Below are 14,725 nucleotides of genomic sequence, written 5' to 3'. Positions count from 1 at the left end.
ATTTTGCGCTGTGTACAACGTTCTAGCCTTGGACGGGCCGTGCTCCATGGCCGCAATCAATGCACAGGTAGTTGCAATGACGATTTCTCGACGTGGGTTCATCGCCGGTGTGGCATTGACGGGCGCGGTGGTGCCCGGTGCGTGGTATGCCCAGCGCCAATGGGCCGCCGAAGCGTTCCCGGAAACCCCCGGCGAGGCGGTCGTCGAACTGGCCGATACACCGTTGCAGCAGTTGGGTGACACCTTGCGCGGGATCTGGCGCTGGACCTTGCAGGGCAAGGACGCGGGCCTGCAAGGCTTGCCTGACGGCGAACTGGAGTTGTTCCTGGATGTTGCACCCAGTGGGCGGGCGCTGCGTGGTTATCTGGACACCCCCGAGCGTCTGCGCAGTGATGAGCAGCCGCGCTACCGGGTGGTGGGCGACCTGCTGGCAGACAAACCAGGCACCTTGCGCTGGCGCTTGTTCTCGACCCAGCCAGGCGAAACGCAGGCGCGCTATGAATGCCATATCGTCATCGACGAGGTCTGGGGCCGCTTCGGCAATGCCGGGCCAGCAACCCTCAATGGGCGCATTGCGCAACTGGACCGTGCGCTGGCGTTGCCAGTGCAGGACAACCACTTTCTGGCGCTCAAGCACACCTTCCCCGAGGCGCGTGAGCGCACGCCACTGAGCCCGCAGTTGCTGGCCTGGCTGATCACCCCGGAGCACCGTCTGTTTCACCAGTTGTGGCATGCCTCGCGTGACAAATGGCACAAGCTGGACAAGGACAAACATGCCGCCCTGCGCGGCTTGGGCTGGCAGCCGGGGCCGCGTGAGCGGGAGCGTGACGCGCGTGGCCGGCACAAGGACCGCAACGGCTCGGGCGAAGACTTCTTTTTCATGCACCGGCATATGCTCGGCAGCGCGCGAGCCTTGCAGGACCTGCCTTCATGGGCGCGGTTTCCGCAGCCACAGCCGGAGCTTGAGCGCGACCGCGCAGGCTTCGCCCGCTATTTCGACAACCACGACGGCAATGCCTTGCCGCCCACCTGGCTGGCGAGCGGCGACGCGCAATACACCCAGTGGGTGCGCGACATCAAGAGCCCGGATACCTACCATGGCAACTTCCAGGTCTGGGAGTCGCGTTACAGTGACCCTGAATACCTGAGCACGTTGACCTTGGGCCAGTTCGGTTCGGAAGTGGAGCTGGGCCTGCATGACTGGCTGCACATGCGTTGGGCTTCGGTGCCGCGTGACCCTGGCAACGGCATGCCGGTGCCGACGGCGCGCACGCCTGACGATTTCGCCTTGCGCTGGTTCGCGGCGGAGAACGACTTTCTTGGCGACCCGTTTTCATCCCACGTGAACCCGGTGTTCTGGCAGTTTCATGGCTGGATCGACGACCGCATCGAGGACTGGTTTCGGGCCCATGAGCGGGTTCACCCCGGTGAGGTGCGGCGCCTTGAGATCAATGGTGTGCCTTGGTTTGCGCCAGGGCGCTGGGTTGAAGTGGCCGACCCTTGGTTGGGGCCTGATACGCACGGGTGCTCTACGGTGCCGGGGTTGCGGCCGGGGCGCAGTGTGGAGATGGACCCGGAAACGATGAAGCTGGCCTTGCGCATTATCTATAGCGATGAGGACCTGTTTGGCACGTTGCGGCCCAAGGTGCCACAGCGGCCTTGGTATGCGCGGAATCTGAAGGTGGGCGTGCGGGGGCGTTGATATCGGTTGGGGGTAGCCTCGGGGCGTAGGCGGTAATTTTGTAGCGCCCTACGCCCAGCTACTGCCCAACCTTCCACCCACCCCCCAACGCCTTGTACAGCGCCACACTCCCTTGCAACCGTGCCAGCCGTAACTGCGCCTGCTGATCTTGCGCCAGGTACAACGTGCGCTGGGTTTCCAGCACGCTGAGCAGGGTCTCGGCGCCTGCACCATAACGCTGCTGGGCCAGGTCAAAAGCCAGGCGCGCCTGCTGCACCTCCTCGTCCTGCCACTGGCGCTGGCGGTCCACGCCATGAATAGCGTTGAGCGCTTTTTCGACATCGGCGAAACCCGCCAGGATGCTGCCCCGGTAAGTCTCCAACAGTTCGACCTGTTCGGCTTCCGCCAGGTCGCGCGAGGCCCTTAACCGGCCGTTGTTGAAGACCGGCGCGACCAGCCCCGCAGTGAGGGTGTAGAACGAGCTGTCGAAGACACGCGCAAAGGTATTGGCGCCGCTGCCCAGATTGGCCCCCAGGGTCAGCTTCGGCAGCATGGCGGCCCTGGCCACCTGTACGTCGGCGCTTGCCGCTGCCAGCCGTGCTTCGGCTGCGGCGATGTCCGGGCGACGGCTTAGCAGCTCGCTGGGGATGCCACTGCCGATGGCTGGCCACTGCAGGGCATCGATCGCTTCACGGCTGGGCGGCAGGGCCTGGACCGGGTCGCCCAGCAGCGTGGCCAAGGTGACCTGGCTGTCTTGCCATTTCTGTTCAAGCAACGGCACCTGTCGCTCCTGGGCGGCCACCAGGCTGCGCTGCTGGGCCAGCTCCAGGCGCGTGGCCGAACCTGCGCGCTGGCGGGCTTCGACCAGGCCCAGTACATCACGCGCATTGCGCAGGTTGAGCCGGGCGATGTTCAACTGTTCTGCCAGGGCAAGGCCTTGCAGATAGCTGTCGGCCACGGCGCTGACCAGGGTCAGTTCGACGGTTTGCCGATCGAAGCGGCTGGCGTCGAGGCTGTGCATCGCGCTGGTGCGGGCGGCGCGCAGGCCGCCCCAGAAATCGATCTCGTAGCTGGCACTGAGTTTCAGGTCGAAGGAGGTACTGGTGCGCTCGTTGCTGCTGACGTCCAGCTGGTCGTTGCCTTTGCCATGCAACAGGCGTTGGCGGCTGCCATCCAGGCCCAGGTTCAGTTCGGGCAGCAACGGCGCGCCAGCGATAACAGCCTGGGCCTGGGCTTGGCGCACCCGTGCCGTGGCAGCCGCCAGGTCGTGGGCGTTGAGCCGGGCGCGCTCGACCAGGCGGTCCAGCTCGCTACTGGCGAAGGCACGCCACCATTGTGCTGACGGCAGTTGGGCAGATGACGGCTCGACCTCGCCTTGCCAGGCTTGCGGTGCAGTGATGCCGCTTTCGGGAGTAGGGGGCGTGCTGCAAGCGGCGAGGCTCAGGCACAAGGTCAACAGGCTGATACGGCTTGGCAGAGTCATGGGTTATTCGCTGGTAAGGGCTTTGACCGGGTCGAGTCGGGCGGCCTTGCGGGCCGGCATGAAGCCGAACACGATGCCGGTGACGACAGCGCAGGCGAACGCGCCGAATATGGCAGGCAGGGCAAAGGCCACGGCGATCTCGGCCAGCATCAGGCCGCCGCCAATGGCCAGGGCCAGGACGATGCCGGCAATGCCGCCCACCATCGACAGCATCACGGCCTCGCTCAGAAACTGCCGTAGGATGTCGCGCTGACGCGCGCCGGTGGCCATGCGGATGCCAATTTCACGGGTGCGTTCGCGCACGGTCATGAGCATGATGTTCATCACTCCGATGCCACCCACCAGCAGTGAAATTGCGGCGATCGCCCCCAGCATCAGCGACAGGCTGTTCTGCGTGCGTGCTTCGGCCTGGATCAATGCTGCATCGTTGGTCAGCTCGAAGTCCTGACGGCCTTGGTGGCGCTGGCGCAGCAGCTGATCGATGGCCGCTTCGGCTTCGTTGACCCGTGTGGAGTCGAGGGCGGCAACGGTGATGTAGTCCGGGTCACGCTGGCCAAACAGGCGGATCGCCGCGGCGGAGTAGGGCACCGCGATGCGCCCGTCGCTGTCCTGGTCGCCGGAACTGGCGCCCTTGCCGGCGAGGATGCCGACGACCTGGAACGGCACGTTGCCAATCAGGATGTACTGCCCCAACGGGTCGCGCCCGGGGTCGAGCATCTTTTCCCGGACCTTTTGGCCGATCACTGCCACGGCCGCCGCATTGGCTTCGTCGGCCTCGGTGTAGAAGGCGCCCTCGACCGCTGGCCAGTTGAAGATCTCCGGGAACCAGGTGTTGTTGCCGCCGACATAGAACTGCTGGCTGTTGTTGCCGTGGCGCACCATCATCTTCTCGCCGATCACAGGCATGACGTGTTTGACCTGGGGCAGTTCGCCGATGGCGGCGACGTCGTCGAGGGTGATGGTGCCGGCCTGCTCGCCAAGCGTTGCCGGCTTGCCGTTGAGGTAGAGGATGTTCGAGCCGAATGCCGCCATTTGCGCCATGACCTGACGCTTGCTGCCTTCGCCGACGGCCAGCATGACCACCACCGAGGCCACCCCGATGACAATGCCGAGCAGCGTCAATGCGGTGCGAAAGCGGTTGACCCACATCACCCGCCAGGCCGCCTGCAGGGCTTCGATCAGTTCACCTTTCCATGCCCCGCGCAGGGTCGCGCCGCGGTCCAGGCGCTGGCGCAGGTCGTCGGCCTGCAGCCCTTGGTCGGTGTTGACGGGGGTATGCTCGGCGGCCGAATCGCTGATGATCAGGCCATCACGTATTTCGATGACCCGTTGCGCCCGCGCCGCCACTTCGCGGTCGTGGGTGATCAGGATGATTACATGGCCCTGGCTGGCCAGTTCGTCGAGCAGCGCCATGACTTCGGTGCCGCTGTGGCTGTCGAGCGCGCCGGTGGGTTCGTCGGCGAGGATGATGTGGCCGCCGTTCATCAGCGCCCGGGCAATTGACACCCGTTGTTGCTGGCCGCCGGACAACTGGTGCGGGCGGTTGCCGGTGCGGCTTGCCAGGCCAAGGCGGGTGAGCAGGGCGGTTGCGCGCGCGTGGCGCTCACTGGCGGCGATGCCGGCGTAAATGGCCGGCATCTCGACGTTCTCCTGCGCCGAGCCCGAGGGGATCAGGTGGTAGCCCTGGAACACGAAGCCAAAGGCTTCGCGGCGCAACCAGGCCAGCTCGTCGCTGTCCAGCTCGGCCACGTCCTTGCCGGCAAAGTGATAACTGCCGGCGGTTGGCCGGTCGAGGCAGCCGAGGATGTTCATCAGCGTCGATTTGCCTGAACCGGATGCACCGACGATGGCGACGAATTCGCCAGGGTGAATGCTCAGGCTGATGCCCTGGAGGATGTCGACCTTGGGGGTATCGACGCCGCCGTAGGACTTGCGGATGTCGATCAGTTCGATCAGGGGCGTCGTCATTCAACCTCCGCTGACGCTGGGGGCGCCGATGACCAGGCGTTCGCCTTCGCTGAGGCCGTCGAGCACCTGCACCCGCAGGCGGTCGCTCAGGCCGGTACGCACCTGGCGCTGTTCCACTTCGCCTTTGCTGTTGAGTACCCGGGCGAGGCGCAGGCCTTCGCTGTCGTCCAGCGCCGCAAGTGGCACGGTCAGCACCTGGCTGGCCTGGCCTGCGACAAAGAACACCTGGGTGGTCATCTCGGCCATCAGGGCGCCGTCCGGGTTGTCGACGTCCAGCAGCACGGTGTACTGCACCACTTGGCTGCCGGTGGTGCCATTGACGGCGCTGGCCGGGCTGCCACCGCCCTGGCTGGTCTGGTCCAGCGGCTTGGGCGGGATTGGCAGAATCTGCCGCACCGTGCTGGTCCAGCGGCGTTTGCCGCCGGCCAGGGTGGTGAAGTAGGCGGTCATGCCGGGTTTGACCTTGCCGATGTCGGCTTCCGATACCTGGGCCCAGACGGTCATGGGCGAAAGCTTGGCGATGCGCAGGATCAACGGCGTCTGCTGTTGCGCGTTGAGGGTCTGGCCTTCACGGGCATCGACCGCCACCACGGTGCCGTCCATGGGCGCATAGATCCGCGTATAGCCCAGCTCCGCCTCGTCACTGCGCAGGTTGGCCTGGGCCTGGCGGATCTGCGCCTGGAACATTTCGATGCGTGCCTGGGTCACCTTGAGTTGGGCATCGGCGGCCTGGACGTCTTCGTCGCGGGTTGCCCCGGCGGCGGCCAGGTCGCGCTGACGCTTGAGCTGCTGCTGGGCCAGTTGAAACTGTGCGCGCTGCTCGGCCAGCTGGGCCTTGAGGTTGTCGATCGAATAGCGCCCGGCGTCGAGCCTGGCTTGCTGGGTGGAGGGGTCGATCTCGACCAGCAACTGGCCTTTGCGCACCGGGTCGCCGGCTTCGACGTGCAATTTATGGATCTGCCCGGAAGCCTGGGCACCCACGTCGACGTAGCGCCGCGGCTGCAGGGTGCCCAAGGCGGTGACGCTGCTTTCGATGTCGGTGCGGGTGACGGCGACCGTGCTGAACGGCTGCGCGCCGAAGGGCAGGGTCTTCCAGGCCAGCAAGCTGCCCAGGCTTAGCAGGGCCAAGCCACCGAGCAGTATCCGACGGCGGGTGTGGGGTAAACGTCTCATGCAGACTTCCAGCCAGGGGTGATGGCCACGCACAGCCAAGAAAGCGGCGCGCACTGAGGTCCCAGTTAGACGAAGGCTGACGGTACGGATTTAGCGTGATCGGAGGGGAGGATGCCGTGTTGCTGAGAATAATTATAGTTTGTACTATCGCACGTTGACATCACTCAGTCCCGCGTAGCTGCCCGAAACGGCTTTCTGGCAAAGGCAGGCAGGACGACCTCAGGTAACGTCGTGGAACATTACTATCGCGAACTGGTGGGCTTCCTCTCCGCGCGCCTGGGCAGTCGTCAGGCTGCCGAAGACGTCGCGCACGATGCCTATCTGCGGGTACTGGAACGTACCGATGCCGAACGGATCGAGCATCCGCGTGCCTTTCTCTACCGCACAGCGCTCAATCTGGTGGTCGATCGTCACCGGCGCCACCAGGTGCGTCAGGCCGAACCGCTGGAGGTGCTCGACAGCGACGAGCGCTGGCACAGCCCGGCACTCACCCACGACATGCAGCTCGACCAGCGCCTGGCGCTGATGCAGCGCGCCCTGGATGAACTGGGCAAGGTTTGTCGCGACTGCTTCCTGCTGCGCAAGCTCGATGGCCTGTCGCATCAGCAGATTGCCGAGCATCTGGGGGTGTCCCGCAGTGTGGTTGAAAAGCACATCGTCAATGCCATGAAGCACTGCCGTGTGCGCATGCGCGAGTGGGAATCCTGAAAAACGGGTGAAAGGCGGATGAAAATTCCGTCACCCCGTCACTTGATTTCTGCGGGTTTCCCGACAACTATCAAGAGAGACCCCAGCCAGGCATAGCTTTGGCGATTGCCGTTACTGGCGCAGTATGGTCAGGGAGTGTCCCTTTTTACCTACTGCCCAGGTCCGACAATGGCAAACAAGACCCTGCGCATCCTCATCGCCGACGAGCATCCTTGCCAGCGTTTGCAGCTGGAGAAACTGCTCAATGGCCTTGGCTATTACCGGATTGCACCCGTGGACAGCTTCGAGGAGCTGCAGCGCCTGGTGCAGTGTGCCTTGCAGCCCTTTCACCTGCTGTTGGGCAACATCGAGCTGGCCAGCCATGTTGGCGTCGACCTGGCGCGCTTCTGCCGGGTCAGCACGCAGATCCAGCATGCGCTGCTTTATCACTCCTCGCAGTTGAAAGTGCCCGCCGTGCCGCAGACCGAACGCCAGTCCGTCAGCCTGAGCCTGCCGCAGGCGCCGGATAACGAGGCGCTCGAGTCGTTCATGGCGATCATCGACGCGCCGCTGCTGGTCGGCAAGCTGCCACTGCCTGTGGCAGCTCCGGCCAGCACGCTGCGCCCGCGGGTGAACTTCGCGCAGACGGTGTTCAGCCGCTAGCGCCAAGGCGGGCAGGGCAAGGCAGGTATTTGCTATCCTCTTGCCCTTTGCCGATCTGCGGACCCTGCCATGACTGCCATCGATACCGCTCGCCCGCCCCGGTTCAGCCGTGGCGACCACCGGACCCTGGGCCTGGCGGCGCTGGGTGGCGCGCTGGAAATCTACGATTTCATCATCTTCGTGTTCTTCGCCCTGACCCTGAGCAAGTTGTTCTTCCCGCCCGAAATGCCCGAATGGCTGCGCCTGCTGCAAAGCTTCGGAATCTTCGTGACGGGCTACCTGGCGCGGCCGCTGGGGGGCATCGTCATGGCGCATTTCGCCGATCACTTGGGGCGCAAGCGGGTGTTCAGCCTGAGCATCCTGATGATGGCCCTGCCGTGCCTGCTGATCGGCGTGATGCCAACCTATGCCGACATCGGCTACGCGGCGCCACTGATTTTGCTGGCACTGCGCATTCTGCAGGGGGCTGCGGTCGGCGGGGAGGTGCCAAGTGCCTGGACGTTCGTTGCCGAGCACGCGCCGCAAGGTCGGCGCGGTTATGCCTTGGGTTTCCTGCAAGCCGGGTTGACCTTTGGCTACCTGCTGGGGGCGCTGACCGCGACCTTGTTGGCCCAGGCGTTTACCGCGCAGGAAATTCTCGATTACGCCTGGCGTTACCCCTTCCTGCTCGGGGGGGTATTTGGTGTGATCGGCGTGTGGTTGCGCCGCTGGCTAAGTGAAACACCGGTGTTCATGGCCTTGCGCGAGCGTAAGGAACAACCCGTGGCGTTCCCCCTGCGGCGGGTGCTGGGCGAGCATCGTGGGGCGTTGCTCCCGGCAGCGCTGCTGACCTGCGTGCTGACGTCGGCAGTGGTGGTGTTGGTGGTGATCACGCCGACGGTGATGCAGCAGCGCTTCGGCATGACCGCTGCGCACACCTTTGCCTTGAGCAGTGTAGGTATCGTGTTCCTGAATATCGGCTGTGTGCTGGCCGGGCTGCTGGTCGATCGCCTGGGCGCCTGGCGTGCGCTGATGATCTACAGCCTGCTGCTGCCGCTGGGTATCGGGGCGTTGTATGCGAGCCTGGTGGGGCAGTGGGGCATGACCTGGCTGGCCTATGCGCTGGCGGGGCTGTGCTGCGGCGTGGTGGGCGTGGTGCCGTCGGTGATGGTCGGGCTGTTCCCGGCGCAGATCCGGGTTTCGGGCATCTCCTTCACCTACAACATTGCCTATGCCCTGTGGGCGAGTACCACGCCCTTGGCGCTGATCGCTCTGATGCCGTGGAGCCCGTGGGTGTGTGTCGGCTTTTGTCTGATCATGGGCGCGGTGGGGCTGCTCACGGCCCTGTATTTCGGGCGTCGTGAGCCTTTGGCGTTTGCGGCGGAGCGGATGCCGATCATGTGTGGTGACAAATGAGGCATTAGAGGCAGGTGGGGGGGGGGCAGACTTCCAGGTGGGGGCTATTGGAATAACCTATTAGCCAAATTTAACCTGGAAGGTTAATTTCTCATGGAAAAGAGAACGCCTCATTGCCCGCTGGAGCGGATAAAAGCCCTGACTGCGGCAAGGCGCGTCAGCCCTACGGGCACTGCATTAAGAGATGCTAAGGCGCTAGGAATGGATTTTCCGGGAATGCTTGAGGTAATCACTAGCTTGAAGCGCACTGATTTCTACAAAAGCATGACCAGCCATATTGATCACCGGGTTTGGCAGGACGTATACCGCCCGTTTACAGCTTTTGGCTACGTTTACCTGAAAGTGTCCGTGGTCAACGACGTGCTTATCGTGCCTTCAAGGAGTTGTAATCATGAGATGTCCAATTTGCGGGGGTGCCGAGCTTGCACCTGACACTCAGGGCATGCCTTATCGCTACAAGGGAGAGACGACCCTGATCCCGGACGTAAGTGGCGATTATTGTTCCGCATGCGGTGAGTGCGTGCTGAGCCATGATCAAGCCATGCGTGTCAGCGATCTGATGACGGCATTCGAGCGCCAAGTCAATGCAACTGTAGTGGACCCTTCTTTCATTGCCTCCATACGCAGGAAGTTCGACCTCGATCAGCGGCAAGCGGGGGAAATTTTTGGTGGCGGGGTCAATGCGTTCTCCCGTTATGAAAATGGCAAGACCACGCCACCCGTGGCGCTGGTAAAGCTGCTGAAGCTACTGGATCGCCACCCCGAACTGTTCGAGGAAGTGCGTACAGCCTGATGCGAGCAGGCAACAAAAAGCCCCTGACTCCACGGAGGCAGGGGCTTTTGTTGCTGCAGGGGCATGGCCTTACATGTTCGGGTAGTTCGGCCCGCCGGCGCCTTCAGGGGTAACCCAGGTGATGTTCTGGGCCGGGTCCTTGATGTCGCAGGTCTTGCAGTGCACGCAGTTCTGCGCGTTGATCTGGAAGCGCTTGCTGCCGTCTTCCTGGCTGACCACTTCGTACACGCCGGCCGGGCAGTAGCGTTGGGCCGGTTCGTCGTACAGCGGCAGGTTGCTGGCGATCGGCACGTTCGGGTCGGTCAGCTTCAGGTGGCAGGGTTGTTCCTCTTCATGGTTGGTGCTGGAGAGGAATACCGAGCTGAGCTTGTCGAAGCTGAGCTTGCCGTCTGGTTTCGGGTAGTCGATTTTTTTCGAATCGGCCGCGAGCTTGAGGCAGGCGTAGTCCGGCTTGGTGTCGTGCAAGGTGAACGGCAGCTTGCCGCCGAACCAGTTCTGGTCGACATAGTTGAAGGCTGCGCCGAACAACGGGCCGAACTTGTGCATGGCCGGGCCGAAGTTGCGGCTGGCGAACAGCTCTTCATGCAGCCAGCTGGCCTTGAAGGCGTCGACATAGGTAGTGAGTGCGTCGCCACCCTCGCTGCCGGCAATCAATGCGTCGGCCACTGCGTCGGCGGCGAGCATGCCAGACTTCATCGCCGTGTGGCTGCCCTTGATCTTGGCCACGTTCATGGTGCCCAAGTCGCAACCGATCAGCGCGCCACCGTTGAAGACCATCTTCGGCAGCGAGTTGATCCCGCCCTTGGCCAGGGCGCGGGCGCCGTAGCTGATGCGCTTGCCGCCTTCGAGGTACTGGCTGATCACCGGGTGGTGCTTGAGGCGCTGGAACTCGTCGAACGGCGACAGGTACGGGTTGGCGTAGGACAGGTCGACGATCAGGCCGACCACCACCTGGTTGTTTTCCAGGTGATACAGGAACGAGCCACCGGTGTTCTCGGTGCTCACCACGTCCAGCGGCCAGCCGGCAGTGTGTACCACCAGGCCCTGTTCGTGCTTGCTCGGGTCGATTTCCCAGATTTCCTTGAGGCCGATGCCGTAATGCTGGACGTCGGATTCACTGTCGAGGTTGAAGCGCTTGATCAGCTGCTTGCCGATGTGCCCACGGCAGCCTTCGGCGAACAGCGTGTACTTGGCGCGCAGTTCCATGCCAGGGGTGTACAGGCCGTCTTTCGGGTTGCCTTCGCGGTCGACACCCAGGTCGCCGGTGACGATACCGCGCACCACGCCGTTTTCATCGAATAGCGCTTCCTGGGCAGCGAAACCTGGGTAGATCTCCACGCCCAGGTTCTCGGCCTGCTGGGCCAGCCAGCGGCACAGGTTGCCCAGCGAGATGATGTAGTTGCCCTCGTTGTGCATGGTCTTGGGCACGAACAGGTCCGGGACCTTGATCGAGCTGCCGCCATCCTTGAGCACGTAGATGTCGTCGCGCTTTACCGCAGTGTTGAGCGGTGCGCCGAGTTCTTTCCAGTCGGGGAACAACTCGTTCAGTGCGCGCGGTTCGAATACCGCGCCGGAGAGGATGTGGGCACCGACTTCAGAGCCTTTCTCGACCACGCAGACGCTGATCTCGCTACCGGCTTCGGCGGCCTTCTGCTTCAGGCGGCAGGCGGCGGACAGCCCCGCCGGGCCGGCGCCGACGATGACCACGTCGAATTCCATGTATTCGCGTTCCACTGGTTCTCTCCTACTCATCAAGGCTCGTGCTGTTGCTTGGTCTTATGGGTGTGGGGTGATCATGCGCACCGCGCTTCACGGGCGCGGAGCTGTAGCAGCGCAGAGGATGGACTACACCGTTTTGTCTTGGCCGCGCATTATATCTACACCACTTGGCGGGTCCAATACAAACGTTTGTTTGAATTTGCCGCAGGCCAGTAAAATCACAGGAGTGCGGCTGGAGGGTGACCGATTTGCCGTATTGACCGGATTGGGTGTTGCGGTCAAGATACGAGCGGTTTTACGTTCGCCGTAGGCTTGTCGCCGGGCGCAGGTACACCTCTAAAAACCAGGTGTGGAGTAAGGCTTTGCGGCCAATTCACGGTTTGTAGTGGAGTTTACACGCCACCACAGAAAATGACCCGCGGGTATTTGCCGCAAGCGTCATGACAAGACTGCTCGGTCACCTTGAAGTTTGCTCTACCCGGTACGTTTTTAGAGGTGCCCTTGTACCCACGCGCATCGCCGGGCATGTCCCCAGGCGACTTTCTATTCACCGGAGAGTAACGAGGAATCCATGAAGGTTCTTGTAGCTGTCAAACGAGTGGTCGACTACAACGTCAAGGTTCGCGTCAAAGCGGACAACTCCGGCGTCGACCTTGCAAACGTCAAGATGTCCATGAACCCCTTCTGCGAAATCGCCGTTGAGGAAGCCGTACGCCTGAAAGAAAAGGGTATTGCGACCGAGATCGTCGTGGTTTCCGTCGGCCCGACCACTGCCCAGGAGCAACTGCGTACCGCCCTGGCCCTGGGTGCCGATCGCGCCATCCTGGTAGAAGCCGCTGACGAACTGAACTCCCTGGCCGTGGCCAAGGCGCTCAAGGCTATCGTCGACAAAGAGCAGCCACAGCTGGTCATCCTCGGCAAGCAGGCCATCGACAGCGACAACAACCAGACCGGCCAGATGCTGGCCGCGCTGACCGGTTACGCCCAGGGTACCTTCGCCTCCAAGGTGGAAGTCGCTGGCGACAAACTGAACGTCACCCGTGAAATCGATGGCGGCCTGCAGACCGTATCGCTGAACCTGCCAGCGATCGTCACCACCGACCTGCGCCTGAACGAGCCGCGCTACGCGTCGCTGCCGAACATCATGAAGGCCAAGAAAAAGCCGCTGGAAACCGTCACGCCAGACGCGCTGGGCGTTTCCCTGGCCTCCACCAACAAGACCCTCAAGGTCGAAGCGCCTGCTGCACGCAGCGCGGGTATCAAGGTCAAGTCGGTGGCAGAACTGGTCGAGAAACTGAAGAACGAGGCGAAGGTAATCTAAATGACTATCCTGGTTATCGCTGAATACGAAAACGGCGCCGTGGCCCCGGCCACCCTGAACACTGTCGCCGCTGCCGCCAAAATCGGTGGTGATGTGCACGTGCTGGTCGCAGGCCAGAACGTCGGTGGTGTCGCCGAAGCCGCTGCCAAGATCGCCGGTGTTGCCAAGGTGCTGGTGGCTGACAACGCCGCCTATGCCCATCTGCTGCCTGAAAACGCAGCGCCGCTGATCGTCGAGCTGGCCAAGGGCTATAGCCACGTGCTGGCCCCGGCCACCACCAACGGCAAGAACATCCTGCCGCGCGTTGCCGCACTGCTGGACGTCGACCAGATCTCCGAGATCATCGCGGTCGAATCGGCCGACACCTTCAAGCGCCCGATCTACGCCGGTAACGCCATTGCCACTGTGCAATCCAGCGCTGCGGTCAAGGTCATCACCGTGCGTACCACCGGTTTCGACGCAGTCGCGGCCGAAGGCGGTTCTGCCTCGGTTGAAACCGTCGCTGCCGCCCATGACGCTGGCAAGTCGTCCTTCGTGGGTGAAGAGCTGGCCAAGTCCGACCGCCCAGAGCTGACTGCAGCCAAGATCGTCGTTTCCGGCGGCCGTGGCATGGGCAACGGCGACAACTTCAAGCACCTGTACAGCCTCGCCGACAAGCTCGGCGCTGCTGTGGGCGCCTCGCGCGCTGCGGTCGACGCAGGTTTTGTGCCCAACGACATGCAGGTCGGCCAGACCGGCAAGATCGTCGCACCGCAGCTGTACATCGCCGTCGGTATCTCCGGCGCGATCCAGCACCTGGCGGGCATGAAAGACTCCAAAGTGATCGTTGCGATCAACAAGGACGAAGAAGCGCCGATCTTCCAGGTTGCCGATTACGGCCTGGTCGCTGACCTGTTCGAAGCGGTTCCGGAGCTGGAAAAGCTGGTCTGATCCGCCTGCTTCACTTATAAAGAAGCCCGGCCCTCGTACTGAGGGCCGGGTTTTTTTATGGATTTCAGTGTCACAGCCAGGAGTGAGCATGAGGTTTGGCAAAGCAGGCGGGGTGCTGGCGTGCATGGCGGCGTTGCTGTCGTCGGCGACAATGGCAGCAGGCAAGTGCGAGCGCCTGGTGGCGACCGGCAGCCCTGATGCGCCTCCCTACTCCTGGCAGGACCCGAAGGACCCAAAGCACCTGATTGGCGCCAATGTCGAGCTGTTGCAGCAGGTGGCCAGCGAGCTGGGGGTCAAGGTGGACGTGCTGAGTGCCGGTCGGCGCGACCAGGCCCTTGAGGAGGTTCGCAGCGGGCGTATGGACCTGCTGCTCGATACCCCGCTGCAGGTCGGGCAACTGACGGCGCTGGACTATATCCACCCACCTTTGCAGTTGAACGAATACCTGGTCTGGACCCGTCATGACGCTGAGCTGGCCTTCAATGGCCCGGCGGATCTGGCCAACTACCAGGGCAGCTTGTCCGAGCGTGCACGTCTGACCCCCGCCTTTGAAGCCTTTGCCAAAGCGCACCTGAAGTTGCAGCCGGCGCAGAACCTGACCCAGGCGTTCCAGAAGCTAGTGCTGGGGCAGGTGGACTATGTGCTTGCCGGGCGCTACTCCGGCATGGCCATGATCCAGAGCCTGGGCATGAGCAACGACCTGATTGCCCGCGGCCTGCCGGTAGATCGCCCTGGGTTGTACCTGGCCGTGTCACACAACTCGGCATGCAATGACAGCTGGCTGCGTGGGCAATTGGCGAAAAAACTGACAGAATTGCCGATCTCCGGTGCGTCCGAGGCTGTGCTGCAACGTAATGTCGAGCGCTGGAAGGCGCAGATGCAGGTGCCGCTGGACGCCCCCAAACACTAGGA

13 protein-coding genes are annotated in these 14,725 nt (G+C 63.0%); 9 read left to right on the top strand and 4 right to left on the bottom strand.

Annotation, left to right across the window (positions count from 1 at the left end):
• Nucleotides 1-76: 76 nt before the first annotated feature.
• Complete coding sequence (locus LOY26_RS18490) at nucleotides 77-1,702, top strand: PvdJ/PvdD/PvdP-like protein (RefSeq protein WP_186663293.1); 1,626 nt, start codon at nucleotides 77-79, stop codon at nucleotides 1,700-1,702.
• 58 nt (nucleotides 1,703-1,760) lie between these two features.
• On the opposite strand, the gene LOY26_RS18485 is transcribed toward LOY26_RS18490, so the two are convergent.
• The 3 genes from LOY26_RS18485 to LOY26_RS18475 are packed head-to-tail and all read right to left on the bottom strand — an operon-like array spanning nucleotide 1,761 to nucleotide 6,305.
• A complete protein-coding gene (locus LOY26_RS18485) occupies nucleotides 1,761-3,164 on the bottom strand; it encodes an efflux transporter outer membrane subunit (protein ID WP_186663291.1) in 1,404 nt (467 codons plus the stop codon).
• 3 nt (nucleotides 3,165-3,167) lie between these two features.
• Nucleotides 3,168-5,132, bottom strand: a complete 1,965-nt coding sequence (locus LOY26_RS18480; protein WP_033699307.1) for a MacB family efflux pump subunit — start codon at nucleotides 5,130-5,132, stop codon at nucleotides 3,168-3,170.
• Nucleotides 5,133-6,305, bottom strand: a complete 1,173-nt coding sequence (locus tag LOY26_RS18475) for an efflux RND transporter periplasmic adaptor subunit (RefSeq protein WP_047581288.1) — start codon at nucleotides 6,303-6,305, stop codon at nucleotides 5,133-5,135.
• A gap of 231 nt (nucleotides 6,306-6,536) precedes the next feature.
• Between LOY26_RS18475 and LOY26_RS18470 the strand changes: the two genes are divergently transcribed.
• From LOY26_RS18470 to LOY26_RS18450, 5 genes are all read left to right on the top strand, one after another.
• A complete protein-coding gene (locus tag LOY26_RS18470) occupies nucleotides 6,537-7,013 on the top strand; it encodes a sigma-70 family RNA polymerase sigma factor (protein ID WP_033699303.1) in 477 nt (158 codons plus the stop codon).
• 168 nt (nucleotides 7,014-7,181) lie between these two features.
• Complete coding sequence (locus LOY26_RS18465) at nucleotides 7,182-7,655, top strand: response regulator (protein WP_033699301.1); 474 nt, start codon at nucleotides 7,182-7,184, stop codon at nucleotides 7,653-7,655.
• A gap of 69 nt (nucleotides 7,656-7,724) precedes the next feature.
• Nucleotides 7,725-9,050 carry an MFS transporter gene (locus LOY26_RS18460; RefSeq protein WP_047581286.1) on the top strand — a complete coding sequence of 442 codons (1,326 nt, stop codon included), beginning with the start codon at nucleotides 7,725-7,727 and terminating at the stop codon, nucleotides 9,048-9,050.
• A gap of 93 nt (nucleotides 9,051-9,143) precedes the next feature.
• On the top strand, nucleotides 9,144-9,482 hold the full coding sequence (locus LOY26_RS18455; RefSeq protein WP_258713971.1) for a type II toxin-antitoxin system MqsR family toxin: 339 nt from the start codon (nucleotides 9,144-9,146) through the stop codon (nucleotides 9,480-9,482).
• A complete protein-coding gene (locus LOY26_RS18450) occupies nucleotides 9,442-9,843 on the top strand; it encodes a type II TA system antitoxin MqsA family protein (RefSeq protein ID WP_033699296.1) in 402 nt (133 codons plus the stop codon). Before LOY26_RS18455 ends, LOY26_RS18450 begins: the two co-directional genes overlap by 41 nt.
• 69 nt (nucleotides 9,844-9,912) lie before the next feature.
• Here LOY26_RS18450 and LOY26_RS18445 read toward each other — a convergent pair whose 3' ends face one another.
• Entirely contained in the window at nucleotides 9,913-11,595 is a 1,683-nt protein-coding gene (locus LOY26_RS18445; protein WP_077068488.1) for an electron transfer flavoprotein-ubiquinone oxidoreductase, read from the bottom strand.
• 538 nt (nucleotides 11,596-12,133) lie between these two features.
• Between LOY26_RS18445 and LOY26_RS18440 the strand changes: the two genes are divergently transcribed.
• The 3 genes from LOY26_RS18440 to LOY26_RS18430 all read left to right on the top strand — a co-directional run bounded on the left by LOY26_RS18440 (nucleotide 12,134) and on the right by LOY26_RS18430 (nucleotide 14,723).
• A complete protein-coding gene (locus tag LOY26_RS18440) occupies nucleotides 12,134-12,883 on the top strand; it encodes an electron transfer flavoprotein subunit beta/FixA family protein (protein WP_033699291.1) in 750 nt (249 codons plus the stop codon).
• Nucleotides 12,884-13,813 carry an electron transfer flavoprotein subunit alpha/FixB family protein gene (locus tag LOY26_RS18435; RefSeq protein ID WP_033699289.1) on the top strand — a complete coding sequence of 310 codons (930 nt, stop codon included), beginning with the start codon at nucleotides 12,884-12,886 and terminating at the stop codon, nucleotides 13,811-13,813.
• An 88-nt stretch (nucleotides 13,814-13,901) separates the two neighbouring features.
• A complete protein-coding gene (locus LOY26_RS18430; RefSeq protein WP_033699287.1) occupies nucleotides 13,902-14,723 on the top strand; it encodes an ABC transporter substrate-binding protein in 822 nt (273 codons plus the stop codon).
• The last annotated feature ends 2 nt before the right edge of the window (nucleotides 14,724-14,725 follow it).

Source organism: Pseudomonas sp. B21-047 (assembly GCF_024748775.1).
In the GTDB taxonomy this organism is placed as follows: domain Bacteria; phylum Pseudomonadota; class Gammaproteobacteria; order Pseudomonadales; family Pseudomonadaceae; genus Aquipseudomonas; species Aquipseudomonas capeferrum.
This window is presented reverse-complemented; position numbering and strand designations above follow the sequence as displayed.

Bases quoted from the DNA above. Each gene is read 5' to 3' on its own strand.
- LOY26_RS18450 (WP_033699296.1), top strand. From the start codon at position 9,442: ATGAGATGTCCAATTTGCGGGGGTGCCGAGCTTGCACCTGACACTCAG.
- LOY26_RS18430 (WP_033699287.1), top strand. From the start codon at position 13,902: ATGAGGTTTGGCAAAGCAGGCGGGGTGCTGGCGTGCATGGCGGCGTTG.
- LOY26_RS18445 (WP_077068488.1), bottom strand. From the start codon at position 11,595: ATGAGTAGGAGAGAACCAGTGGAACGCGAATACATGGAATTCGACGTG.
- LOY26_RS18455 (WP_258713971.1), top strand. From the start codon at position 9,144: ATGGAAAAGAGAACGCCTCATTGCCCGCTGGAGCGGATAAAAGCCCTG.
- LOY26_RS18460 (WP_047581286.1), top strand. From the start codon at position 7,725: ATGACTGCCATCGATACCGCTCGCCCGCCCCGGTTCAGCCGTGGCGAC.
- LOY26_RS18465 (WP_033699301.1), top strand. From the start codon at position 7,182: ATGGCAAACAAGACCCTGCGCATCCTCATCGCCGACGAGCATCCTTGC.
- LOY26_RS18485 (WP_186663291.1), bottom strand. From the start codon at position 3,164: ATGACTCTGCCAAGCCGTATCAGCCTGTTGACCTTGTGCCTGAGCCTC.
- LOY26_RS18490 (WP_186663293.1), top strand. From the start codon at position 77: ATGACGATTTCTCGACGTGGGTTCATCGCCGGTGTGGCATTGACGGGC.
- LOY26_RS18475 (WP_047581288.1), bottom strand. From the start codon at position 6,305: ATGAGACGTTTACCCCACACCCGCCGTCGGATACTGCTCGGTGGCTTG.
- LOY26_RS18435 (WP_033699289.1), top strand. From the start codon at position 12,884: ATGACTATCCTGGTTATCGCTGAATACGAAAACGGCGCCGTGGCCCCG.
- LOY26_RS18440 (WP_033699291.1), top strand. From the start codon at position 12,134: ATGAAGGTTCTTGTAGCTGTCAAACGAGTGGTCGACTACAACGTCAAG.
- LOY26_RS18480 (WP_033699307.1), bottom strand. From the start codon at position 5,132: ATGACGACGCCCCTGATCGAACTGATCGACATCCGCAAGTCCTACGGC.